The 22,467-nt window shown below is 65.8% G+C and carries 25 protein-coding genes; 10 read left to right on the top strand and 15 right to left on the bottom strand.

Going from position 1 to position 22,467, the window contains the following annotated elements; genetic code table 11:
- Positions 1-7: 7 nt before the first annotated feature.
- Positions 8-466, bottom strand: coding sequence for an Lrp/AsnC family transcriptional regulator (locus tag ACOHX0_RS10095; protein WP_420676553.1), 459 nt, complete (start codon positions 464-466; stop codon positions 8-10).
- 138 nt (positions 467-604) lie between these two features.
- Here ACOHX0_RS10095 and ald point away from each other — a divergent pair, with 138 nt between their 5' ends.
- The 3 genes from ald to mscL all read left to right on the top strand — a co-directional run bounded on the left by ald (position 605) and on the right by mscL (position 3,563).
- Positions 605-1,723: an alanine dehydrogenase gene (gene ald / locus ACOHX0_RS10090; protein WP_420676552.1), complete on the top strand. Its 1,119-nt coding sequence runs from the start codon at positions 605-607 to the stop codon at positions 1,721-1,723.
- Between the two features lie 327 nt (positions 1,724-2,050).
- The gene (locus ACOHX0_RS10085; RefSeq protein WP_420676551.1) at positions 2,051-2,962 is read left to right on the top strand and encodes a hypothetical protein; all 912 of its coding nucleotides are present in this window, start codon (positions 2,051-2,053) and stop codon (positions 2,960-2,962) included.
- 166 nt (positions 2,963-3,128) lie between these two features.
- Positions 3,129-3,563 carry a large conductance mechanosensitive channel protein MscL gene (mscL, locus tag ACOHX0_RS10080; protein WP_420676550.1) on the top strand — a complete coding sequence of 145 codons (435 nt, stop codon included), beginning with the start codon at positions 3,129-3,131 and terminating at the stop codon, positions 3,561-3,563.
- A gap of 111 nt (positions 3,564-3,674) precedes the next feature.
- On the opposite strand, the gene ACOHX0_RS10075 is transcribed toward mscL, so the two are convergent.
- The 3 genes from ACOHX0_RS10075 to ACOHX0_RS10065 all read right to left on the bottom strand — a co-directional run bounded on the left by ACOHX0_RS10075 (position 3,675) and on the right by ACOHX0_RS10065 (position 5,503).
- On the bottom strand, positions 3,675-4,124 hold the full coding sequence (locus ACOHX0_RS10075; RefSeq protein WP_420676549.1) for a YtoQ family protein: 450 nt from the start codon (positions 4,122-4,124) through the stop codon (positions 3,675-3,677).
- Positions 4,115-4,777 (bottom strand): phosphoribosyltransferase, encoded by a 663-nt coding sequence (locus ACOHX0_RS10070; protein WP_420676548.1) that lies wholly within the window; start codon positions 4,775-4,777, stop codon positions 4,115-4,117. Before ACOHX0_RS10070 ends, ACOHX0_RS10075 begins: the two co-directional genes overlap by 10 nt.
- 90 nt (positions 4,778-4,867) lie before the next feature.
- Complete coding sequence (locus ACOHX0_RS10065; RefSeq protein WP_420676547.1) at positions 4,868-5,503, bottom strand: class I SAM-dependent methyltransferase; 636 nt, start codon at positions 5,501-5,503, stop codon at positions 4,868-4,870.
- 87 nt (positions 5,504-5,590) lie between these two features.
- Here ACOHX0_RS10065 and ACOHX0_RS10060 point away from each other — a divergent pair, with 87 nt between their 5' ends.
- Entirely contained in the window at positions 5,591-6,472 is an 882-nt protein-coding gene (locus ACOHX0_RS10060; RefSeq protein WP_420676546.1) for a LysR family transcriptional regulator, read from the top strand.
- Between the two features lie 106 nt (positions 6,473-6,578).
- Here the strand turns inward: ACOHX0_RS10060 and pheT are convergent, their stop codons facing one another.
- The 3 genes from pheT to pheS form a co-directional block, all read right to left on the bottom strand.
- On the bottom strand, positions 6,579-8,975 hold the full coding sequence (gene pheT, locus ACOHX0_RS10055; RefSeq protein ID WP_420676545.1) for a phenylalanine--tRNA ligase subunit beta: 2,397 nt from the start codon (positions 8,973-8,975) through the stop codon (positions 6,579-6,581).
- 477 nt (positions 8,976-9,452) lie between these two features.
- A complete protein-coding gene (locus tag ACOHX0_RS10050) occupies positions 9,453-9,749 on the bottom strand; it encodes a hypothetical protein (RefSeq protein ID WP_420676544.1) in 297 nt (98 codons plus the stop codon).
- Positions 9,750-10,823 (bottom strand): phenylalanine--tRNA ligase subunit alpha, encoded by a 1,074-nt coding sequence (pheS, locus tag ACOHX0_RS10045; RefSeq protein WP_420676543.1) that lies wholly within the window; start codon positions 10,821-10,823, stop codon positions 9,750-9,752.
- Between the two features lie 188 nt (positions 10,824-11,011).
- Between pheS and ACOHX0_RS10040 the strand changes: the two genes are divergently transcribed.
- Positions 11,012-11,647, top strand: a complete 636-nt coding sequence (locus tag ACOHX0_RS10040; protein ID WP_420676542.1) for a DUF1326 domain-containing protein — start codon at positions 11,012-11,014, stop codon at positions 11,645-11,647.
- 6 nt (positions 11,648-11,653) lie between these two features.
- Here ACOHX0_RS10040 and ACOHX0_RS10035 read toward each other — a convergent pair whose 3' ends face one another.
- From ACOHX0_RS10035 to pyk, 4 genes are all read right to left on the bottom strand, one after another.
- Positions 11,654-12,433: a MauE/DoxX family redox-associated membrane protein gene (locus tag ACOHX0_RS10035; protein WP_420676541.1), complete on the bottom strand. Its 780-nt coding sequence runs from the start codon at positions 12,431-12,433 to the stop codon at positions 11,654-11,656.
- 140 nt (positions 12,434-12,573) lie between these two features.
- Positions 12,574-12,939, bottom strand: coding sequence for a 50S ribosomal protein L20 (gene rplT / locus ACOHX0_RS10030; protein ID WP_008557989.1), 366 nt, complete (start codon positions 12,937-12,939; stop codon positions 12,574-12,576).
- Between the two features lie 15 nt (positions 12,940-12,954).
- Complete coding sequence (gene rpmI / locus ACOHX0_RS10025; RefSeq protein WP_259958335.1) at positions 12,955-13,155, bottom strand: 50S ribosomal protein L35; 201 nt, start codon at positions 13,153-13,155, stop codon at positions 12,955-12,957.
- Positions 13,156-13,314: 159 nt separating this feature from the next.
- On the bottom strand, positions 13,315-14,760 hold the full coding sequence (gene pyk, locus ACOHX0_RS10020; RefSeq protein WP_420676540.1) for a pyruvate kinase: 1,446 nt from the start codon (positions 14,758-14,760) through the stop codon (positions 13,315-13,317).
- Positions 14,761-15,021: 261 nt separating this feature from the next.
- On the opposite strand from pyk, the gene ACOHX0_RS10015 reads away from it, so the two are divergent.
- The 3 genes from ACOHX0_RS10015 (at position 15,022) to ACOHX0_RS10005 (ending at position 16,804) form a co-directional block, all read left to right on the top strand.
- Entirely contained in the window at positions 15,022-15,261 is a 240-nt protein-coding gene (locus tag ACOHX0_RS10015; RefSeq protein WP_420676539.1) for a DUF6868 family protein, read from the top strand.
- 67 nt (positions 15,262-15,328) lie between these two features.
- The gene (locus ACOHX0_RS10010; protein ID WP_420676538.1) at positions 15,329-15,643 is read left to right on the top strand and encodes a DUF1244 domain-containing protein; all 315 of its coding nucleotides are present in this window, start codon (positions 15,329-15,331) and stop codon (positions 15,641-15,643) included.
- A 177-nt stretch (positions 15,644-15,820) separates the two neighbouring features.
- A complete protein-coding gene (locus ACOHX0_RS10005) occupies positions 15,821-16,804 on the top strand; it encodes a zinc-dependent alcohol dehydrogenase family protein (protein ID WP_420676537.1) in 984 nt (327 codons plus the stop codon).
- An 84-nt stretch (positions 16,805-16,888) separates the two neighbouring features.
- Here ACOHX0_RS10005 and ACOHX0_RS10000 read toward each other — a convergent pair whose 3' ends face one another.
- The 3 genes from ACOHX0_RS10000 to dgcN form a co-directional block, all read right to left on the bottom strand.
- Entirely contained in the window at positions 16,889-17,749 is an 861-nt protein-coding gene (locus ACOHX0_RS10000) for a D-amino-acid transaminase (RefSeq protein WP_420676536.1), read from the bottom strand.
- A gap of 10 nt (positions 17,750-17,759) precedes the next feature.
- Positions 17,760-18,725, bottom strand: a complete 966-nt coding sequence (gene dgcA, locus ACOHX0_RS09995) for an N-acetyl-D-Glu racemase DgcA (RefSeq protein WP_420676535.1) — start codon at positions 18,723-18,725, stop codon at positions 17,760-17,762.
- Between the two features lie 150 nt (positions 18,726-18,875).
- Entirely contained in the window at positions 18,876-19,877 is a 1,002-nt protein-coding gene (gene dgcN, locus ACOHX0_RS09990; RefSeq protein ID WP_420676534.1) for an N-acetyltransferase DgcN, read from the bottom strand.
- 299 nt (positions 19,878-20,176) lie between these two features.
- Here dgcN and ACOHX0_RS09985 point away from each other — a divergent pair, with 299 nt between their 5' ends.
- A complete protein-coding gene (locus ACOHX0_RS09985) occupies positions 20,177-21,139 on the top strand; it encodes an L-malyl-CoA/beta-methylmalyl-CoA lyase (RefSeq protein WP_420676533.1) in 963 nt (320 codons plus the stop codon).
- Positions 21,140-21,326: 187 nt separating this feature from the next.
- Here the strand turns inward: ACOHX0_RS09985 and ACOHX0_RS09980 are convergent, their stop codons facing one another.
- Complete coding sequence (locus ACOHX0_RS09980) at positions 21,327-21,779, bottom strand: Lrp/AsnC family transcriptional regulator (RefSeq protein ID WP_420676532.1); 453 nt, start codon at positions 21,777-21,779, stop codon at positions 21,327-21,329.
- 73 nt (positions 21,780-21,852) lie between these two features.
- Here ACOHX0_RS09980 and ACOHX0_RS09975 point away from each other — a divergent pair, with 73 nt between their 5' ends.
- Positions 21,853-22,449 (top strand): LysE family translocator, encoded by a 597-nt coding sequence (locus ACOHX0_RS09975; RefSeq protein ID WP_420676531.1) that lies wholly within the window; start codon positions 21,853-21,855, stop codon positions 22,447-22,449.
- The last annotated feature ends 18 nt before the right edge of the window (positions 22,450-22,467 follow it).

The following is a 22,467-nucleotide window of genomic DNA, read 5'->3' as shown; positions in this document are numbered from 1 at the left end:
CCGCAGCTCAGACCGGCAGCGCGGTGGTCTTGAACACGGTGCGCAAGGCAAAGCTCGACTGCATCTGCGCCACGCCGGGCAGCCGGGCCAGATGCTGGCGGTGGATGCGGGCGAAATCCTCGGTGTTCTCGGCCACTACCTTCAGGATGTAATCCGCGGTTCCGGCCATCAGGTGGCACTCCAGCACATCCGGGATCAGCGCCACCGCGCGCTCGAAGGCGTCGAGCAGCTCGTCCGCCTGGCCTTGCAGCGTGATTTCGACAAAAATGGTCGCGGGCACGTTCATCTTGCGCGCATCCAGAAGGGCGACGTAGTTGCGGATATAGCCCTCCGCCTCCAGCCGCTGCACCCGCCGGTGGCAGGCCGAGGCCGACAGGTTCACCCGTTCCGACAGCTCGGCGTTGGAAATGCGGCCCTGCTTTTGCAATACCGAGAGTATGCGACGATCCGTTTCATCCAGGGCCATTGTGCGAAGATCCTTGCTGCCTTCCAGCGTTATAGTCGAAGATCCTTCGAAGGACAGGTTTATATTCTGCACAATAAAGCAGCACATTTTGCCGCGCCTGGGGCATCATGGGCGCAAAGTATATGGAGGAGAGACCCCATGAAGATCGGATGCCCCACCGAGATCAAGCCGCAGGAATTCCGCGTCGGCATGACCCCCGATGCCGCCCGCGAGGCGGTGGCCCACGGCCACGACGTCGTGATCCAGAAAGGCGCCGGGGCCGGCGCCGGCTTCACCGACGAGGATTACGCCGCCGCCGGCGCAGTGATCCTCGACACCGCGGAGGAAATCTTTGCCAGCGCCGACATGATCGTGAAGGTGAAGGAGCCGCAGGCGGGGGAGCGCAAGATGCTGCGCGAAGGCCAGCTGCTGTTTACCTACCTGCACCTGGCGCCGGACCCGGAGCAGACCCGTGACCTGCTGGAGTCGGGCTGCACCGCGATTGCTTATGAAACCGTGACCGACGACCGCGGCGGCCTGCCGCTGCTGGCGCCGATGTCGGAGGTGGCCGGGCGCTTGGCGCCGCAAGTCGGCGCCTGGACGCTGCAGAAGGCCAATGGCGGCCGCGGCGTGCTGATGGGCGGCGTGCCGGGCGTGGCGCCTGCCAAAGTTGTTGTGATCGGCGGCGGCGTTGTCGGCACCCATGCCGCCAAGATCGCCGCGGGCATGGGCGCGGATGTGACCGTGCTGGACCGCTCGCTGAACCGGCTGAAGTATCTGGACGATGTCTTCGGCGGCACCTTCAAGAACCAGTATTCCACCGCGGGCGCCACTGCCGAGTTGGTGCGCGAGGCCGACATGGTGATCGGCGCGGTGCTGATCCCCGGCGCCGCCGCCCCCAAGCTGATCACCCGCGGGCAGCTGTCGGAGATGAAGCCGGGCGCGGTGCTGGTGGACGTGGCGATCGACCAGGGCGGCTGCTTCGAGACCTCCAAGGCGACCACCCATGCCGACCCGATCTACGAGGTCGACGGCATCATGCATTACTGCGTTGCCAACATGCCGGGCGCGGTGGCGCGCACCTCGACCCAGGCGCTTGGCAATGCCACCCTGCCATTCCTGCTGAACCTGGCCGACAAGGGCTGGCGCAAGGCCTGCGAGGACGACCCTCACCTGCTGAACGGGCTCAACGTGCATGCCGGTCAGCTGACCTATTACGCGGTCGGCAAGGCGCTGGGGATCGACGTGATCTCGCCCAGCCTGGCGCTGAAACAGTAACGGCCCCCATCTCCGGCAGCAGCAAGCCTGACCGCAGCCAAACCAAGGCCCCGCCTAATTGGCGGGGCTTTTCCGTTTAAATGCCTGCCGGCTGCCGTGCCCCGGCCGCTGCGGATTACGACGCCGTTCACCGCGCAGAGACAATTGGCAACGATTGTTTTCGCACAACCCTCTTCCCGTTGAAGAAAATTTTGTCAAAAATGCAGGCGCTGCCGCGATCTCGTGCGTGACGTCCGGTACGCTGCTGATCTGTGGCTTGTCTGGAACACTTCGGCCGGCATGGCAAAGCTGCATCTCCTGCGCCGGTCAAGAGTGGAAGCATAGCCTATGCCTGTAAGTTCGAAAGTCTTTACCTACGAAGCGGAAGGGCTGTCCTACACAGTTACCCTATACGAAGAAGCCGGCCAATTTTTTGCCGATATAGCTGTCACTGAAGGCGCCATGGATGTGAACGCCATTTATTTCGGTGACGACGACTTTTCGGGTCCCAGTGAAGCCCTCCGCGGGCCGCTCAATATGAACGGCGCCGGGCTTGATGGCGAAGATGTGCAGTGGGATGCGGCGGTCGAGCTCAGCCGGCCCGGACTCGGCCGGGAAGGCGCTGATAAGGAGACCTATGTGGAAACCGGCGATACGCTGACGGTTTCGCTGGATATCGGCAGCCTCGATGAAGTCGATGTCTTTGGCATCCGCGCCACTTCGACGACCACCGATGCAGGGTCGATCAAGGCGGTCAGCAGCAATCCAGAGGAGCCCGAAGACCCGGAAGAGCCGGAAGATCCGGAAGACCCCACCTACGACAAGGTCTTCTTCGGAGAGGTGTTCTCCGAGACCGGCGATCCCCTGGGCGGGGCCTTCATCCTCGATGAGGAGCCCGATCCCAACCCCTACAGCATTCCTGCGCTGCCGGAAGGCACCGAACCGACCTTCGAGAATTTCCTGTCGTACTATCTGTCGGACGAAGTCGGCGGCGATGTGGAAACGCTGGAAGGCATCGTCTTTTATGGCTCCGCGGCTGACGGCAATCTGGAGGAGCTATTCCGCCTTGAAGCACCGGACGGCGGCTTCCAGGATGCCGAACAGGTTCTGGCTGCATATGACGATGCCATTTCAGATGGTGGTGATGAGGCCACCTATTCCGGTGAGGAGCTGATGGCCGCCATCAGCCTGGGCGAAGAAGCGCTGGAAACCCGCGAAGACGACGCGCCGCTGGACGCGGAAGAGTTCGAACTGGGCTGACTACCGGCAGGGTGCCCGGACTTTTTCCGGTTCGCCGGCGGGCCAGCCGCTGCGGGCCGGAAGTCCGCACGCAGGACGCATCCCGCCGCTTTGCATCCGGGCGGCCCCGCCCTAGGCTGCGGAACAGAGAGCGGCGAGTGGTGCCGCCAAGCGAGGGATCCGCAGAATGCTGAAAGAGTTCAAAGCCTTCATCGCCAAAGGCAACGTGATCGACATGGCGGTCGGCATCATCATCGGCGCCGCCTTCACCGCCATTGTGCAATCGCTGGTGCATGACGTGATGAACCCGGTGATCGGCCTGTTCACCGGCGGCGTCGATTTCACCGATCATTTTCTGGTGCTCGGCCGCAGCGAAGGCAGCTTCGATACACTGGAGGCCGCGCGCGAGGCGGGCGTCCCGGTCTTCGCCTACGGTGCCTTCCTGATGGCGGTGATCAATTTCCTTATCATCGCCTGGGTCGTGTTCCTGCTTGTGCGCACGGTTAACAAAATCCGCGAGTCGGTGGTGCGCAAGGAAGAGCACGCCCCGGCCGAGAAGGCCCCGGCGGGGCCAACCGAGCTGGACGTGCTGCTGGAAATCCGTGATTCTCTGAAGAAATGAGCCGGGCCGCGCCGGGAACCTGCCGCCGCAGCCCGCCCGGAATTGGATAGTGGGAAGGACCGCCCCTGCGCGGCCCCCTCCCCGCCCGCCCGCAGGCAGCGTGGCCGGGAGTCAGCCGGGCAGCTTGCCGGTCAGCACGTAGGAGAGGATCTCCACCACCTGGCGCGGCTCTTCGGCCACCGCCAGCGCCGCGGCATGCACTTCCTTCAGCGCGTGGTGGTGCTCGGGCGGGTTCAGCACGATGATCGACTTGCCAAGCGCCGCTGCATAGCCCGCATCGAATGCCGCGTTCCACTGCTTGTATTTCTCGCCGAAGCGCACCACCACCACGTCGGCCTCCTCGATCCCCTTGCGCGTGCGGATCGCGTTCACCATCGCGCCCTTGTGGTCGTGCCAGTACTTGTTGTCCTCGGCACCCAGAATGGCAACGCCGCAATCATCGCTGGCGCCGTGGTCGGTGACGGGCGCGTTGAAATGCACCTCCAGCCCCTTTGCGCCCTCGATGATCTGCTTGCGCCAATCGGTGTGAATTTCCCCCGAGAGGTAAACGTTCAATGCCACGGTCTGTCCTTTCCTGAGCCAGCCCCGGGAGCGGCGGCCAATGCGGCCGCGACCTCCGCGTCGCTGGTTTGTTCGAAATCCCTGTAATGCGCACCCACCGCCCAGAACTCGGCCGGGCAGTGCAGGCAGACCACAGTATCCACCAGCGGGCGCAATTCGTCCACCGCCTCGGGCGGGGCAACCGGGACCGCCAGGATCACCTTCGCCGGGCGGCGCGACTTCAACCAGTGCAGCGCTGCGAAAACGGTGGCGCCGGTAGCAATGCCGTCGTCCACCACCACCACGGTCCGCCCCTGCAACAGCTGGCGCGGGTGGCCTGAGAGGTAGCGGCGGCGGCGGGCCGCGTTCTCCTGCCGGGCCTGGGCCACCTGGGGCGCGAAATCGGCTGGCGTCAGCCCCGCGGCCTTCAGCAGCGCGCCATTGAACAGCGCATCGCCCCCTTCGGCCAGCGCGCCAGCCGCCAGCTCCGGGTTCGAGGGCATGCCGATCTTGCGCACCAGGATCAGGTCCAGCGGCGCCCCGAGCTGTTCGGCGATGGGGAGCGCTACCGGCACACCGCCGCGCGGCAGCGCCAGCACCACCGGCTTGTCCATCGGCAGGGACGCGAGCCGGTCCGCCAGCAGGCGGCCTGCGGTGCTGCGGTCGTCGAACATGAGAGCCTCCGCCCCACGACCTAGCGCGCCGCGGCCGGAGGCAAAGGGCGCCCGCGCATGCATTGGAGCAGGAACGCGGGCACCGGAGTGTCAACCCAACCGCGCCACCAGGTAGCGGCCGGGGGTATCGGCGGGGTAGTTGCCTGTCTCGATGATGCGGAAGCCCGCGCGCTGTACCGCGGCCTCCAGCGCGCTGACACTCAGGAAGCCTACATGGGCGGGCGCCTGTCCGGCCAGCCGCATCAGCGGGATAGCCACTTGGAACAGGCGGTACTTGAGGGTCCCCCTGGCCTCGCCCAGGCAGGGCGTCTTGGAGATAAACAGCCCGCCCGGCTTCAGCCGCGCCGCGATGCCTGCCAGCGCTGCCTTCAGATCCGGCAGCAGGTGCAACAAGTTGAAGGCCATCACCGTATCGAACGGACCTGTCGGCGCCGTCTCCACCGGGCAACAGTGAAGGCGGATGTTCTGCACCGCCGCCGCTGCCGCACGCTCGCGGGCGACCTTGAGCATCCCCTCCGACAGATCCGTCGCGGTGATCCGCGCCACCCCCGGCGCAAGCGCGATCGCGGTGGAGCCTGTGCCGCAGCCGAGCTCCAGCACCTCTGCACCCTCATCCAGGTAAGAGCGCGTCCGCTCGAGCGCGTATTCGTAGGCTCCCCGATCCCGGATCGGGTGTTTGGCGTATTTCGGGGCAATCCGGTTCCAGAAGCGGGCGTCGGCGGTCATGGCAAATCTCCTTGCGTACAGACAGGGTAGCCATGCAGGAACCACGGGAGAATTGCCGAAATTCGGAAGGGTGATATACATTTTTGCATGGATAACCCGGACTGGAACCACATACGCGCCTTTCTGGCGACCGCTGAGACCGGCTCCTTTTCGGCAGCGGCGCGGCAATTGCGGCTGAGCCAGCCGACGCTGTCCCGGCAGGTGGCGGCGCTGGAGGCGGAGCTGGGCCTCTTGCTGTTCGAGCGCCTCGGCCGCAGCCTGGCGCTGACCGAGGCCGGGCGCGGCCTGCTCGCGCATTCCCGCCGCATGGGCGACGCGGCCAGCGAGCTGGCCCTCACCGCCACCGGCCAGTCCCGCGCCATCGAGGGCACGGTGCGGATCACCGCGAGCGACGTAATGTCGGCCTATGTGCTGCCGCCGGTCCTGCAGGAGCTGCGCGCCCGGGCACCGCGGCTCACAATCGACGTGGTGGCGGCCAATGACATCCGCGATCTGATGCGGCGCGAGGCGGATATCGCCATCCGGCACGTGCGCCCTGAGCAGCCCGGCCTGATCGCCCGGCTCGTGCAGGAAGCAAGCGCGCATTTCTACGCTGCCAGCAGCTATCTGGACCGGCGCGGCAGACCGGCCTCCCCGGCGGAGCTCTCCAGCCATGACTTTGTGAGCTTCGGCGATGCCGCCCGCTCGATCAGCTTCTTCACGCCGCTGGGCATCCATGTGACCGAGGCGAATTTTCCCATTGGCTCGCAAAGCGGGCTGGTCGCCTGGGAACTGGTCAAGCGGGGCTTCGGCATCTCGCCGATGGCGGACAGCGTTGCCGGCCTCACTCCGGGGATCGAGCGCGTGCTGCCACAGATGGAACCGGTGCTTTTCCCGGTCTGGCTCACCACCCACCGCGAGCTGCACACAAGCCGCCGCATCCGGCTTGTGTTCGACCTCTTAGCGGAGTTCTTCGCCGGGCAGCGGTAACGGAAAAGCGCGGCTCCCCGGTCACGGGGGCCGCGCAAAAGTTTTTGCAAAAACTTTCTGCCAAGACTTTTGCAAAAGTCTTGGGCCCGGCGGAAGCGGCGGCGGGTCAGCCGCGCAGGGTGCCGCCGGTTGCCTTGACCACCTTGGCGATGATCTTCTCGCTCACCGCCTCGATGTCCTTTTCCTTCAGCGTCTTGTCCGCGGGTTGCAGGCGCACGGTGATCGCCAGGGACTTCTTGCCGTCGCCCAGCGAGCCGCCGATGAATTCGTCAAAGACGCGCACCTCCTCGATCAGTGCCTTGTCGGCACCGGCGGCGGCATTGACCAGGGTCAGCGCCTCGACGTCCGCATCCACTACGAAGGCAAAATCGCGCTCCACCGCCTGCAGGTCGCTCTGCGTCAGCGCAGCGCGGGTAGCGGAAGACCTGCGCGGCAGCGGGATTTCCTCCGGCCAGATGGTGAAGGCCACGGCCGCGCCCTTGATGCCCATTTCGCGCAGCACCTTGGGGTGCAGCTCGCCGAAGACGCCAAGCACCTTCTTGGGACCGAGGCAGATGCGCCCGTGCCGGCCCGGATGCCACCAGGAAGCGCCGCCGCGCAGAATTTGTACCTTGGTGGGGGCGCCGATGGCGGAGAGCACCGCATCGATATCGGCCTTGGCATCATAAAGATCGGCGGCGCGGGAGGCGCCGTGCACGTCCTTGGGCCCGTTGCGGCCCACCAGGAGGCCTGCGATCTGCCCCGCCTGCTCACCCGGCTCGCCGCCGTGGAAGACGGGGCCCGCCTCGAACAGCGCCAGGTCCATGAAGCCGCGCGCCTGGTTGCGGGCCGCCGCCTGCAACAGACCCGGCAGCAGGTCCGGGCGCATGTGCGACATTTCCGAGGAGATCGGGTTGGCCAGCATCGTCGCATCCTCACCGCCGCCGAACAGCGCGGCCGAGGGTTTGTCGATGAAAGTGTAGCTGACGATCTCGTTGTAGCCGAGGCTGGCGCAAGTGCGCCGCGCCATCTGCTGGCGGCGCTGCTGCGGGGTCATCACCGGCTTGGGGATGCCCGGCGTCAGCCGCGGCAGCGGCTTTCCCTGCAGCTTGGTAAGCGAGGCGATGCGGGCCACTTCCTCGACCAGATCGGCCTCGCCCTGCACGTCGGGGCGCCAGCTCGGCACATGCGCGAGGTTGCCTTCCAGCTGGAAGCCCAGCCGGGTCAGGGTTTGGCGCTGGTCGCTCTCCGGGATCTCCATTCCGACGAGCGACTGCACCCGCTGCGGGTCGAGCTTGTAGGCGCGGGAATGATCCGGCACGTCGCCCGCAATGACCACTTCCGACACCTCGCCGCCGCAGAGGTCGAGGATCATTCGGGTAGCGCGGTGCAGCCCTTCGATGGTGAACTCCGGATCTACCCCGCGCTCGAAGCGGTAGCGCGCGTCGGAGTTGATCTTCAGCGCGCGGCCGGTGGTCGCGATCTGCACGTGGTCCCAGAAGGCGCTTTCCAGGAACACATCCACGGTCTCCTCGGTGCAGCCGGTGGCTTCGCCGCCCATGATGCCCGCGATGCTCTCCGGGCCGTTTTCGTCGGAGATCACCATCTGGCCCGCCCCGAGAGTGTATTCCTTTTCGTCCAGCGCCTTCAGCACCTCGCCGCCGGCCGCGCGGTGGACGCGCAGGTTGCCTTCCACCTTGGCGGCGTCAAAGACGTGCAGCGGACGGTTCTGGTCGAAGGTGAAGTAATTGGTGATATCGACCAGCGCCGAAATCGGGCGCAGGCCGATGGCGGTGAGCCGGTCCTGCAGCCACTGCGGCGAAGGGCCGTTCTTCACGCCGCGGATCAGCCGGCCCGAGAACAGCGGGCAGCCGTCCAGGGTGTCGCCGTCGATGCTGACTTTGATGGGGCTGTCGTATTCGCCCGGCACCACTTCATGCGGCTGCGATTTCAGCGTGCCGAGACCGCGCGCTGCCAGGTCGCGGGCGATGCCATGCACACCCAGCGCATCGGGCCGGTTCGGGGTGATGGCGATCTCGATCACCGGGTCGACCTTGGCCGGGTCATTCTCCGCCAGCCAATCGATGAACTTGCCGCCGACCGCACCCGAGGGCAGCTCGATGATGCCGTCGTGCTCCTCGCTCAGCTCCAGCTCGCGCTCGGAGGCCATCATGCCGTAGCTTTCGACGCCGCGGATCTTGCCGACGCCGATGGTGATGTCGAGGCCGGGGATATACATGCCCGGCTTGCAGACCACCACGGTGATGCCCTCACGCGCGTTGGGGGCGCCGCAGATGATCTGCATCTCGCCCTCGTCGGTGTCGACCTTGCAGACGCGCAGCTTGTCGGCATCGGGGTGCTTTTCGGCGTGTTTCACGTAGCCGAGGGTGAAATCCTTCAGCCGCTCGGCCGGATCATAGACGCTTTCCACCTCCAGCCCGAGGTCGGTGAGCGTTTCGGTAATCTCGGCGACGGAGGCGTCGGTTTCGAGGTGGTCTTTCAGCCAGGACAGCGTGAATTTCATCGGTCGGGGGCCCCTTGGCAGATGTGCGTGATTGCCAGAGGCAATGGCAAAGAATGCGGCAGGGTGCAAGGGTGCGGGCGTGATGGGGACGAGGATGGCGGGGAGTGAGGTGGAAATGCCCGGGATGGGCAGCGGACGAGCCGCGCGTTCGCCTGACCGCGGGGAGGCGATCCGACGATCATGTTTGGCAGTTTATGCCGGCCAAATCCGTAGAAGGCCGATGTCTGCGCTAACGGCACCAAATCGCCTGCCCGTGCGGGCGGTCAGGCGATCGCGCGGCGGCCTCTCGGCCTTGATTCCGCGCTGAGGGCAACACGGGCAGCAGCAATCTATTGGAGAAAACCGTTGCTATCTATCTCGGAGCATCGCGCCGGACCCGAGGGTGGGCGCAATCGCGCCCGCGTCGTGCTGAAAGCAGGCCTGAGGCGTGACGGGGCAGGTCGGGCGCGATGCGGGCTGCGCTCTGCGAAAGCCCGACTAGCGTTTGAAGCTCTTGAGCTTTGCTTTGGTATCCCAAAGAAGATTGCTTTTCTGCCGTTCCGACGTCCTGCGTTTGGCCCATCCCCGCATTGCAAAGAGGAGAAAGATCTGCAGCGGCACCATGATCGCGTAGCCGTAGAGTTGCGCGGCCCAGTCGGGAGCGTTTTCTGCGACCACGACCCAACAGACGAAACCCGCGATGAACAGGCCAAAAATCTGCCAGAGTTTCAGCCTGCTTGAACGGCCCTGAAACCACTCAAAGCAGGCAGACACATATAGGCCGAAGACCTGCATTTACCGGCTCAAACCGCCATGCAGCGCCGGCACGTCGAGGCTCTGGAAGCCGTAGTGGCGCAGCCAGCGCAGGTCGCTGTCGAAGAAGGCGCGCAGGTCCGGGATGCCGTATTTCAGCATCGCCAGACGGTCGATGCCGATGCCGAAGGCAAAGCCCTGGTAGACCTCGGGGTCGATGCCGCCTGCGGCGATGACCTTGGGGTGCACCATGCCGGAGCCGAGGATCTCCATCCAGTCGTCGCCCTCGCCGATCTTCAGGGTGCCGTCCTTCCAGGAGCAGCGGATGTCGACCTCGGCCGAGGGTTCGGTGAAGGGGAAATGCGACGCACGGAAGCGCAGCTCCACGTTGTCCACCTCGAAGAAGGATTTCACGAACTCCTCCAGCACCCACTTGAGGTTCGCCATCGAGATGTCCTTGTCGAGCGCCAGACCCTCGACCTGGTGGAACATCGGCGTGTGGGTCTGGTCATAGTCGGCGCGGTAGACGCCGCCGGGGCAGATAATGCGCAGGGGCGCGCCCATCTTCTCCATCGAGCGGATCTGCACGGGGCTGGTATGGGTGCGCAGCACATGCGGCGGGCGGTTGTCGCCTTCCGCGCGGTGCATGTAGAACGTGTCCATCTCGGCCCGTGCGGGGTGATGGCCCGGGATGTTCAGCGCGTCGAAATTGTACCAGTCGGTGTCGATACGGGGGCCTTCGGCAACGGAAAAGCCCAGCTCGGCGAAGATCGCGGTGATCTCCTCCTGCACTTGGCTGATCGGGTGCAGGCTGCCCTGCCGCTGGGGCCGCGCGGGCAGGGTCACATCCAGCCATTCCGTGCGCAGCCGCTCGTCCAGCGCGGCATCGGCCAGCGCCATCTTCTTGGCGGCGAGGGCCGAGTTGATCTCGTCCTTCAGGGCGTTCAGCGCGGGGCCCGCGGTCTGGCGCTCTTCGGGAGTCATCTTGCCGAGCTCGCGCATCTTAAGCGCCACTTCGCCCTTCTTGCCAACGGCGGCGACGCGGATCGACTCCAGCGCGTTTTCATCGCCGGCTTCCGCAATCTGACTCAGATATTTTGCCTTAAGATCGTCCATCACGGCCCCTCGAAATTTGCTGGTGCCCTGCTACCACAGAGAGGGCTGAAAGCAAGGCCCGCAGCGCCCCAAGCTCCCGGGCTGTGGCATTGCGGACCAGCGCGGCGGGCGGCAGCGGCGCTGAAACCGGGGCCCGATTGTGCTATACTTCCGGCCACCCCGCACAGCAGCAGAACCGGAGGACCGCCATGGCACATGTGGATTGGTATATCGAGGGCCGCAGCTTCGGCAATTGCAACTGCAACTACGGCTGCCCCTGCCAGTTCGAGGACCTGCCCACCCACGGGCACTGCACCGGCTTCGAGGTTATCCATGTCGACAAGGGGCACTTCGGAGAGACCGATCTGACCGGCACCCGGGCCGGCCTGCTCTATGCCTGGCCGGGGCCGATATTCGAGGGCGGGGGCGCCTTGCAGGCGATCATTGACGACCGCGCCTCCGACGCGCAGCGCGATGCCCTTGCCTCCGTGCTGATGGGCGGGGAGACCGACGAGGAAGCCACCCATTGGTGGGTGTTCCGTGCCATGTGCGACACCGTGCATGAGACTTTGTTCAAACGGATCGACTACGATGTGGATATCGAGGGGCGCAGCGCGAAGGTTGACATCGAAGGTCTGCTGACCGCCTCGGGCCGGCCGATCCAGGCGCCGCACGGCGGCGGCGAGCACCGGGTGCGGATCGACATCCCCGGCGGCATCGAATTCACCCTGGCCGAAATCGGCAGCGGCTCCAGCAAGTCCTCCGCAGCCATCAAGCTCGACCTCGAGGACACCTACGGCCAGTGGGCGGTGATCCGGCACGGCCCGCACGGGGTTGCCGCCTGAGCCGGGTCAGCTCAGCAGCATCCACGCGCCCATGCCCGCCATCATCAGGTTCTCGGTCAGGGACACAAAGCCCAGCGGCACCTGGCTGCTGCCGCCCATGCAGGCGCATTTCAGCTCGCGCTTGTCGATATAGACCGCCTTGAACACCGAAACCGCGCCCACCGTACCGATGATCAGCGCCATCGGCGCTGCAAGCCAGATCAGCACGCCGGCCAGCATCAGGAGGCCCGCCAGCCCCTCCGCAAAGGGGTAGACATAGGCGTAGGGCACGTAACGGCGCGCCAGCAGGTCGTAGTTGAGGAACATGCTGGAGAAGCTTTCCACGTCGCGCAGCTTCTGCAGTGCCAGCAGGCACATGGAAATGGCGACGAACCAGAACAGCGTCCGCCCGGCACCGATCGCGCCGAAGGCGGCCCACTGGCCGGCCAAGGCGATGCCCAGCGCCATTGCAAACAGAGCAATCACCGGAACGTAGGTGGTTTCCCCTTCCTGACGCAGCGGGATTCCGAAATGGGCGCGCAGATCGTCGTAGCCGCCAATCCGCTCGCCGCCGATATAAGTCTGCGGCGTGGTGCTGACCCCGGCTTCCTCTTGAAAACGGTCGACCTCCTCCCGGGTGGTGAGGCGGTGATCCTCGACCTTGTGGCCCTTCCAGCGCAACAGCGCCTTGGACTTGAGCCCGTAGGGGCAGAGATGGCCCGGCATCTCCATCCGGTACAGTTTGGCGGTGCCGGCTGCCTCTGCAGCCTGCCCTTCGGCCCGAGTGGCGGTGGTGTCATCTGGCATCGCGCCCTCCCCTTGTCGATCTGCGGATACTGGACAAACGCAGTTACCGCGCAGGAAGGTTCCCATGCTGCGGCGGGAAGGCGGCCACAAAAAAGCCGCCCCGGCGGGGGGCGGCTTCGAAAGCTAGAGGACCGGGCGCCTTAGGCGGCCAGCGCGTCCTGGGCCTGGCGCACGATGGCACCAAAGGCTTCGGGCTCGTGCACGGCCAGATCGGCCAGAACCTTGCGGTCCACTTCGATGCCGGCCAGGGTCAGGCCGTTGATGAAGCGGGAGTAGGTCAGCGCTTCGTCATGCGAACGGACAGCAGCGTTGATCCGCTGAATCCACAGCGCGCGGAAGTTGCGCTTGCGGTTCTTGCGGTCGCGGGTTGCGTACTGGTTCGCCTTGTCGACGGCCTGACGGGCAACCTTGAAGGTATTCTTGCGGCGGCCGTAGTAACCTTTGGCTGCCTTGATGACCTTCTTGTGACGGGCGTGAGTCGTGGTACCACCTTTAACGCGGGACATATCTCAGATCTCCTCTTAGCGGTCGTAGGGCATGAAGCCCTTGACGATCTTTGCGTCGGGGGCCGACAGGACCGTGGTGCCGCGGGCGTCACGGATGAATTTTTTGGTGCGCTTGATCATGCCGTGGCGCTTGCCGGCCTGACCGCCGATGACCTTGCCGGTCGCGGTGACCTTGAAGCGCTTCTTGGCGCTCGACTTCGTCTTCATTTTGGGCATTTCCGTCTCCTTTTCAGGTCGGGTTGCACGCGACTCGGCATGCCACTGGAGCCGGACGCGCAAAGGAAGCCGCTCTATAGGAGTGGGCGGGGCGGATGGCAAGCCCTTTTGCGGCTGCTTTTCCGCCCCCTCCCCGCCCCCCGTATCAGGCGGCCGGGATCACTCGGGATCGGTGCTGTAGATCAGCCGCTCGTCGCAAGGCGCCACGCGCAGGATGTTGGTCGATCCCGGCACGTTGAAGGGCACGCCCGCGGTGACCACGATCTGGTCGGTCTCGGCCGCGAAGCCGCCTGCCCGCGCCGCCCGCGCGGCCGCAACCACGGCGCCCTTGAAGCGGCTCAGCTCCGGCGTCATCACGCAGTGGCAGCCCCAGCTCAGGCACAGCCGCCGCGCGGTGGCCTGCAGCGCGGTCATCGCGATGATCGGCACGCCGGGACGCTCGCGCGCGGTCAAGAGCGCGGTGGTGCCGGACTGGGTGAAGCAGCAGATCGCCTTGATCTCGGTCTTCTCGGCGATCTCGCGGGCGGCGGCAACGATGGCGTCGGCCACCGTGGTGCCCTTGGCCGAACGCGAGGAATTGATGATCTGGGTATAAGTCGGGTCCGCCTCCACCTCGGCGGCGACCTTGTCCATGGTCTGCACCGCCTGCACCGGGTACTGGCCGGCCGCCGATTCGGCGCTCAGCATGATGGCGTCGGACCCTTCGTAGATCGCGGTGGCCACGTCCGAGACCTCGGCCCGGGTCGGCATCGGGCTTTCGATCATGCTCTCCAGCATCTGGGTGGCGACGATCACCGGCTTGGCCGCGGCGCGGCACTTGCGCACCAGGCGCTTCTGGATCGGCGGCACTGCCGAGACCGGCAACTCCACACCAAGATCGCCGCGCGCCACCATGATGCCATCGGAGGCATCCAGGATGGCCTCGAAATCCTCCACCGCCTGCGGCTTCTCGATCTTCGACAGCACCGCGGCGCGGCCATCGGCCAGCGTCCGCGCCTCGTAGACATCCTTGGCGCGCTGCACGAAGGACAGCGCCAGCCAGTCCACCCCGAGGTCGCAGACAAACTCAAGATCCGCCCGGTCCTTTTCCGAAAGCGCCGCCAGAGGCAGCACCACGTCGGGCACGTTCACCCCCTTGCGGTTGGAGATGGTGCCGCCGGTTTCCACCGTGCAATCGGCAAAATCGGGGCCGCAGTCATCCACGACCAGGCGGATCTTGCCATCGTTGACCAGCAAGTGCGCGCCAGGCTCCAGCGCTTGAAAGATCTCCGGATGCGGCAGGCAGACGCGGTTTGCGCCGCCCTCGGCCGTGTCGAGGTCGAGCCGGAACTTCGCGCCCTCGGCCAGCTCCTCGGCGCCATTGGCAAAGACCCCGACCCTCAGCTTCGGGCCCTGGAGGTCGGCCAGAATGGCGATCGGGTTGCCCAGATCTGCCTCCACCTGGCGGATGATCTTGTGCTTTTCGGCGATCTCCGGGTGGCTGCCGTGCGACATGTTGAGACGGAACACATCGGCGCCCGCCTCATGCAGGGCGCGGATGGTTTCATAGGTCTCCGAGGCTGGCCCCAAAGTGGCGACGATTTTCACATTCCGCGAACGTTTCATGGCTTTCCTAACCTCCGGACCGTATCTTGTTACCGCAAACGGCGTTGTGCCGCTTATCCCCCAATTCCCGTTTTGCCGCAACTCCCCCAAAGTGCCGCAGGGGCAGAATAGCACCGGAAGTCCAAATATCCGCCTGCGGCCGGACCCGGCCAAGCCGGCGCGGCGGCGCGGCGGGGCGGACGGGCGCCAGCAGCACTGGCGTTGCAGGCAGGACAGACCGCCCCCATATCTGATACTGACTAAATTTGGAAAGGAGTGCCCATGACTGAGGACATGCTCTCCGCCTTCTTTGGCTGGCTGACCCTGCTGCATCTCGGCCTGTTCACGCTTTCCGCCCTTGTGCTGATGGCGCAGCGCGATTGGATTGCCGGGCTGCACGCCCGCCTGTTCGGCCTTGCCCCGGCTGACGTCAGCCTGACGGCCTACCGCTGGCTGGGCAACTACAAGATTTTGATCCTCGTCACCGCGCTTGGCCCCTGGCTGGCGCTGCAGCTGATCTGATCCCATTGCCCGCGGAGGGCGCCGCTGCTAGGCCTGAGCGCAGCCGCCAAACAAAAGGAGCCCTGCCATGGATCCGAAAACCGACATCGAGCTTCAGGCCGCCGCCTTCCGCCGCCTGCAAAAGCACCTGATGGAAGACCGCACCGACGTGCAGAACATCGATTTGATGAATCTGGCCGGTTTCTGCCGCAACTGCCTGAGCCGCTGGTACCAGGAGGCTGCCAATGAGAAGGGCATCGAAATGGGCAAGGAGCAGGCCCGGGAGATCTTCTATGGAATGACCATGGAGGAGTGGAAGGCCAACTACCAGACCGACGCGGGTGCGGAGAAACAGGCGGCCTTCGAGACCGCGTTCAAGGAAAACGTGACGGACAAGCAGTAGGCCCGCGCCGCTTCCAGGGAGGGGCGCTGCCCCTCTTGGCCTGATGGCCAATTCACCCCGGGGGTATTTCGGGCCAGAAAGTGAGTAAACCTGTCCCGGCGAGCGGCGCCCGGTTGATCTGGCTCATGCCCGTGGCCGCGGGGCTTTGCTAGGCTTTCCTCCGGAAGGAGGCGGCCGATGCGCGCGATGCTGCTGGAAGAGCCGGGCAAGCCGCTGGTCCTGCGGGATATCCCGGTGCCGGCGCCCGGTCCGGGCCAGGTCCTGCTCCGGGTCGAGGCCTGCGGGGTGTGCCGTACCGATCTGCATGTTGCCGATGGAGAGTTGCCCGGACCCAAGCTGCCGCTGGTGCCGGGGCATGAGATCATCGGGCGGGTGGCCGCGCTGGGGCCTCGCATGCGGGAGTTCGCGATCGGCCAGCGGCTGGGAGTGCCCTGGCTGAGCCATGCCTGCGGCGGCTGCCTCTATTGCCGGATGCAGCGCGAGAATCTCTGCGATGCGCCGCTGTTCACCGGCTATACCTTTGACGGAGGTTATGCCGAGTACTGCCTAGCGCATGGCGCGTTTGCGGTTCCGCTGTCCGAGACCGCAGACGCTGTGGCGATGGCACCGCTGCTGTGTGCCGGGCTGATCGGTTACCGCTGTCTTGCCCGCGCGGGCCCGGCCGCGGCGCTTGGCCTCTATGGCTTTGGCGCGGCGGCGCATATCCTGTGCCAGATTGCCAAGTGGCAGGGCCGCCGGGTCTTTGCCTTCACCCGCGAGGGCGACGCCGAAGCGCAGGCCTTTGCCCGCCGCCTCGGCGCGGTTTGGGCCGGCAGTTCGGCCGAGCCTGCGCCGGAGCCGCTTGACGCCGCGATCCTCTTTGCCCCGGCAGGCGCGCTGGTGCCCAAGGCGCTGAAGGATCTGCGCAAGGGCGGCCGGGTGGTCTGCGGCGGCATCCACATGAGCGACATTCCTGCCTTCCCCTATGCCGATTTGTGGCAGGAGCGCGAGATCGTCTCGGTCGCCAATCTGACCCGCGCCGACGGCGCGGCCTTCTTTCCGCTGGCCCAGGCCGCAGGGGTCAGGACCGAGACCGTGCCCTACCCGCTGGAGCAGGCCAACCAAGCGCTGGCGGACCTGCGCGCAGGCCGCCTGCAGGGGGCGGCGGTGCTGCTGCCATGACCGCGGACCCCGCGCAAACGCCCTGAGCGAAGAGCACGAAAAAGGGGCCCGGGGGCCCCTTCCCCCTTCGTATCCACGCGGGCGTCAGACGGCCTTCTTGCGGCTTTCTTCCAGATAGATCTCGCGCAGACGCTTGGCGATGGGGCCGGGGGTGCCGTCGCCCAATGCGACTCCGTCGATCTCCACAACTGGCATCACGAAGGCCGAGGCGGAGGTGGTGAAGGCTTCGTCCGCGCCCTGGGCTTCCTCGATGGTGAACAGGCGCTCCTCGATCTGCATCTGCGCTTCTTCGGCCAGGCGCAGCACCGCGGCACGGGTGATGCCGTGCAGGATGTCGGTGCTCAGCGGCCGGGTCACGATGGTGCCGTTCTTCACGAAATAGGCGTTGTTCGAGGTGCCTTCGGTGACATAGCCATCCTCGACCATCCAGGCATCGTCGGCCCCCGCCTTCTTGGCCATCATCTTGCCCATCGAGGGGTACAAGAGCTGCACCGTCTTGATGTCGCGGCGGCCCCAGCGCATGTCCTCGACCGAGATCACCTTGGCGCCCTTCTTCGCCGCCGCACTGTCGGCCAGGCCCGGCTTGTCCTGGGTGAACAGCACCAGCGAGGGCGGCGTGTCCTCGGCCGGGAACACGAAATCGCGGTCGCCGTCGGAGCCGCGGGTCACTTGCAGGTAGACGAGCCCCTCCTCGATACCGTTCATCTCCACCAGCTGGCGGTGGATCTCGAGGAGCTCCTCCTTGGAGCAGGGGGAAGCCATGTCCAGCTCCTTCAGCGACCGCTCCAGGCGCACCGCGTGGCCCTCGAAATCGATCAGCTTGCCATCCAGCACCGAGGTCACCTCATAAACCGCGTCGGCAAACAGGAAGCCGCGGTCAAAGATCGAGATTTTCGCCTCGGTTTCCGGCAGGTATTCGCCATTCACATATACGGTTCGGGTCATCTTGGTCTCCTCAACCCCAAAGTGCCGGTTTCGGCGGGTGCACGCCCTCGGCATCAAACAACAACGGTTCGCCGCGGTCTTCGGCCAGCAGGAGCGGGCCGTCAAGATCCGTTACCGCCGCACCCTGCGCCACCAGCACCGCGGGCGCCATCGCCAGCGAAGAGCCCACCATGCAGCCGACCATCACCTTGAAGCCCCGCGCCAGCGCCTCTTCGCGCAGCTTCAGCGCCTCGGTAAGGCCGCCGGTCTTGTCCAGCTTGATGTTGATGACGTCGTATTTGCCCTCCAGCGCGGCCAGGCTGGTGCGGTCGTGGCAGCTTTCATCGGCACAGACCGGCACCGGGCGGTCCATGCCAATAAGCGCGTCGTCCTCGCCCGCGGGCAGGGGCTGCTCCACCAGCTCGACGCCGAGCCGCACCAGATGCGGAGCAAGTTCGGCGTAGACTTCCGCGCTCCAGCCCTCGTTGGCGTCAATGATGATCTTCGCCTCCGGCGCGCCTGCACGCACCGCCTCCAGCCGCGGCATGTCGTCAGCGGTGCCGAGCTTGATCTTCAAGAGCGGACGGTGCGCGTTGGCGGCGGCCTGTTCGCGCATCTTTTCGGCCGTGTCGAGCGACAGCGTGTAGGCGGTGATCTCCGGCCCGGGCGCGGGCAGGCCAGCCAGCTCCCAGACGCGTTTACCTGCCTGTTTTGCCTCCAGGTCCCACAGCGCGCAGTCGACCGCGTTGCGGGCAGCGCCCGCGGGCAGCAGCGCCTGCAGCTCTTGCCGGGTGAATTCGGCGGGCAGCCCCTCAATCTCGGCAGTCACGCTCTCCAGCGTTTCACCATAGCGTGCGTAAGGCACGCATTCGCCCCAGCCGGTGACGCCATCCTTCTCGGCCTTGACGGTCAGCACCTTGGCCTCCGTGCGCGAGCCGCGCGAGATGGTGAAGACCTGCGCCAGCTTGAATGTATCCGGGGTGACGGTGACTTTCATGACGCTGCCCTTTGCTCTTGCGTTCCGTTGCGGCCGGGATGCCGCGCAGGCGCCGGCCGCGACCGGCGCCTGCTCTTTCATCTTGCCAGAAATACTCCCGCCGGAGGCTCCCCAGGCCGCGCCTGAAGACCCCCGGCGGAAGCGGTTAAATCAGACCGCGGCGAGCGCGTCCACCAGGCGGCCGGCGCCATGGCGGTAGGGATCAACGGCGGGCAGCCCCATGCGTTTTTCCACGCGCGCGAGGTAGGTCACCGCCTCATCCTCGCCCAGATGCTGGGTGTTGACCGAGATGCCCACCACCTTGCAGTCCGGGTTGGCCCGCAGCGCGAGCGGCAGCGCCACGTCGCGCAGCTCCTCCAGCGAGGGCACGGCATAGTCCGGCAGGCCGCGCATGTGCTCGCGGGTCGGCTCGTGGCACAGGATCAGCGCATCCGGCTGGCCGCCATGCACCAGCGCCAGGGTCACCCCCGAGTAGGAGACATGGAACAGCGAGCCCTGGCCCTCGATCAGGTCCCAGTGGTCGTCGTCGTTATCCGGGGTCAGATATTCGATGGACCCCGCCATGAAGTCGGCAATCACCGCGTCCAGCGGCACGCCTTCGCCGGTGATCAGGATGCCGGTCTGGCCGGTGGCGCGGAAGCTGGACTTCATGCCGCGCTTTTTCATTTCGGCGTCCATGGCCAGCGCCGTGTACATCTTGCCGACCGAGCAGTCCGTGCCCACCGCCAGGCAGCGCTTGCCGCGGCGCTTCACACCGTTGGCGATCGGATACTGCACCGAGGGCACCCGCACATCGTGCAGGGTGCGGCCGTGCGCCTTGGCTGCAGCCACCAGATCGGCCTCGTCGCGCAACAGGTTGTGCAGGCCGGAGGCGAGGTCATAGCCCAGCGCCAGGGCCTCGAGCAGGACTTCCTTCCAGGCGGGCGAGATCACGCCGCCGCGGTTGGCCACGCCGATCACCAGCGTCTTGGCGCCCGCTTCCCGTGCCTCGGCCAGGCTCATGCCGGTCAGCCCCAGGTCGGCGCCGCAGCCCGGCAGGCGGAACTGGCCGACCGCGTGATCGGGGCGCCAGTCGCGGATGCCGATGGCCACTTTGGCAGCCAGCATGTCGGGCGCATCGCCCAGAAACAGCAGATATGGGGTCTCGATCATGTGGGGCCCTCCTTCGAATTCAGATTTCCGGCCAACTTTAGAGAAGCCCGCCCGGGAGCGTGTCCCTATTCCGGCCTTCGGCGCGCACCGTGTCGCAAGATTCTCTCACCTAACGGGCAATCCGGGGGAGAAGCTTCGGCGAGCAGCGCCCCTGCGGCCGATCCTTGCGCCAATCAAGCATCGCGCGCTGCATTCTGCACGCGCAATGCTGCGGCTGCACAATTTCGCTTGCGTGCCGCCCGGCAATTTCCTACCACAAACGAGAGACATTCCGCAATTTCATTACCCGGAGACCCGACATGAGCTTCCGCCTCCAGCCCGCCGCCCCGGCCCGCCCCAACCGCTGCCAGCTGTTCGGACCGGGCTCAAAGGTCAAATTGCTCGAGAAGATGGCGGCCTCGGCGGCCGATGTCATCAACCTCGACCTAGAGGACTCGGTGGCGCCCGGCGACAAGGACCAGGCCCGCGCCAACGTGATTGAGGCCATCGGCAACGTCGACTGGGGTGGCAAGTACCTGTCGGTGCGCATCAACGGGCTCGACACGCCCTATTGGTACCGCGACGTTGTCGACCTGATGGAGCAGGCGGGCGAGCGGCTCGACCAGATCATGATCCCCAAGGTGGGCTGCGCCGAGGACGTCTACGCGGTGGACGCGCTGGTCACCGCGATCGAGCGCGCCAAGGGCCGCACCAAACCGGTCTCCTTCGAGGTGATCATCGAATCCGCGGCGGGCATCGCGCATGTGGAGGAGATTGCCAAATCCTCCCCCCGCCTGCAGGCGATGAGCCTGGGGGCTGCGGATTTTGCCGCCTCGATGGGGATGCAGACCACCGGCATCGGCGGCACGCAGGAGAACTACTACATGCTGCGCGGGGGCGAGAAGCACTGGTCCGACCCCTGGCACTGGGCCCAAGCCGCAATTGTTGCCGCCTGCCGCACCCATGGCATCCTGCCGGTGGACGGGCCGTTTGGCGATTTCTCCGACAAGGAAGGCTACATCGCACAGGCGAAACGCTCCGCGACGCTGGGCATGGTCGGCAAATGGGCAATCCACCCGAGCCAGATCGAACTGGCCAACCAGGTCTTCACCCCGTCGCAAGAGGCGGTGCAGGAAGCCCGCGAGATCCTCGCCGCGATGGAAGACGCCAAGGCCAGCGGCGCCGGTGCCACGGTCTACAAGGGCCGGCTGGTCGACATCGCCTCGATCAAGCAGGCCGAGGTGGTCGTCGCCCAGGCCGAGCTGATCGCGCAGAACGGCTGAGCCGCGGGACAAGCGATGGCAGGGCGCCAGGCGGCGCGCCCTGCCCCTGAACCCTGCGCGGCGCCGACACCGCGCAGCTGCCAAGTACCGCCCGCGGCAGCCGCGGCGCAGTGAGTATTTTCGGCAAGATGAAAGAGCTGCTCCCTGTCATCTTGCCGAAATACTCAAAATCCAACGCCTGCCCGGATCAGGCCCGCAGATCCTTAGGCGAGCCCATCACAACGTAGGTCGTAATCCCGGTCACGTATGGCGAAGTGCCGAGGATATCGGTGTGGAAGCGCTTGTAGCTAGGCAGGTCGGCGCATTCGACGCGCAGGAGGTACTCGATTGTGCCGGTGATGTTGTGGCACTCCACCACCTCCGGCGCCGCCTGCATGGCGCGTTCGAAGGCTTCCTGCGCCTCCTTGGTGTGCTCGCCCAGCCCGACACCAATATAGGTGGCAAAGCCCGCGCCCATTTTCTGCCGGTCGAGCACCGCGCGGTAGCCGGTGATGACGCCGCTGCGCTCCAGCTCCTGCACCCGGCGCAGGCAGGCCGAAGGCGACAGGCCGGCGCGTTCGGCCAGTTCCAGGTTGCTGATCCGGCCGTCGCGGCTGAGTTCCTGCAATATTTGCTGGTTTATGCGGTCACTTTTCACCATTGATTGCAAAAATACGCCGCGCGCGCCGCAGAACGCAATTTCATTTGCCGAATATTACGCAATTAATCTGCGCATGACCCACGAACTCCTCGCAGCCCTTGCGCTTTTCGCCTTCGTCTCCTCGATTACGCCGGGGCCGAACAACCTGATGCTGATGGCCTCCGGCGCCAACTTCGGCTTCCGCCGCTCGATCCCGCATATGCTGGGGGTGGCGCTGGGGTTTGTCTTCATGGTGCTGCTGGTGGGCGCCGGGCTGGTGCAGGTGTTTGATGCCTTCCCGGTGAGCTACACGGTGCTGAAGGCGGTCTCGGTCGCCTACCTATTGTGGCTGGCCTGGAAGATCGCCCATGCCGCCCCGGCCGAGGCCAGGCGCGAGGCGGGCCGGCCGATGACCTTCCTGCAGGCGGCCGCCTTCCAGTGGGTGAACCCGAAGGCCTGGGCGATGGCGCTGACCGCGATCAGCGCCTATACGCCGGATCAGACCCTGACGGCGATCCTGTTCGTCGGCGTGGTCTTTGGCGCGATCAATCTGCCCTCGGTCGGCTCCTGGACGGTGCTCGGCCAGCAGATGGCGCGTTTCCTGACCAGCCGGCGGCGGCTCACGCTGTTCAACTGGTCGATGGCGCTGTTGCTGGTGGCCTCGCTCTACCCGGTAATCTGGCCGCAGTGACGGCAAACGCCCGCCCCG

It is taken from the genome of Cribrihabitans pelagius, from assembly GCF_048820915.1.
Lineage (GTDB): Bacteria > Pseudomonadota > Alphaproteobacteria > Rhodobacterales > Rhodobacteraceae > Cribrihabitans_A > Cribrihabitans_A pelagius.
This window is presented reverse-complemented; position numbering and strand designations above follow the sequence as displayed.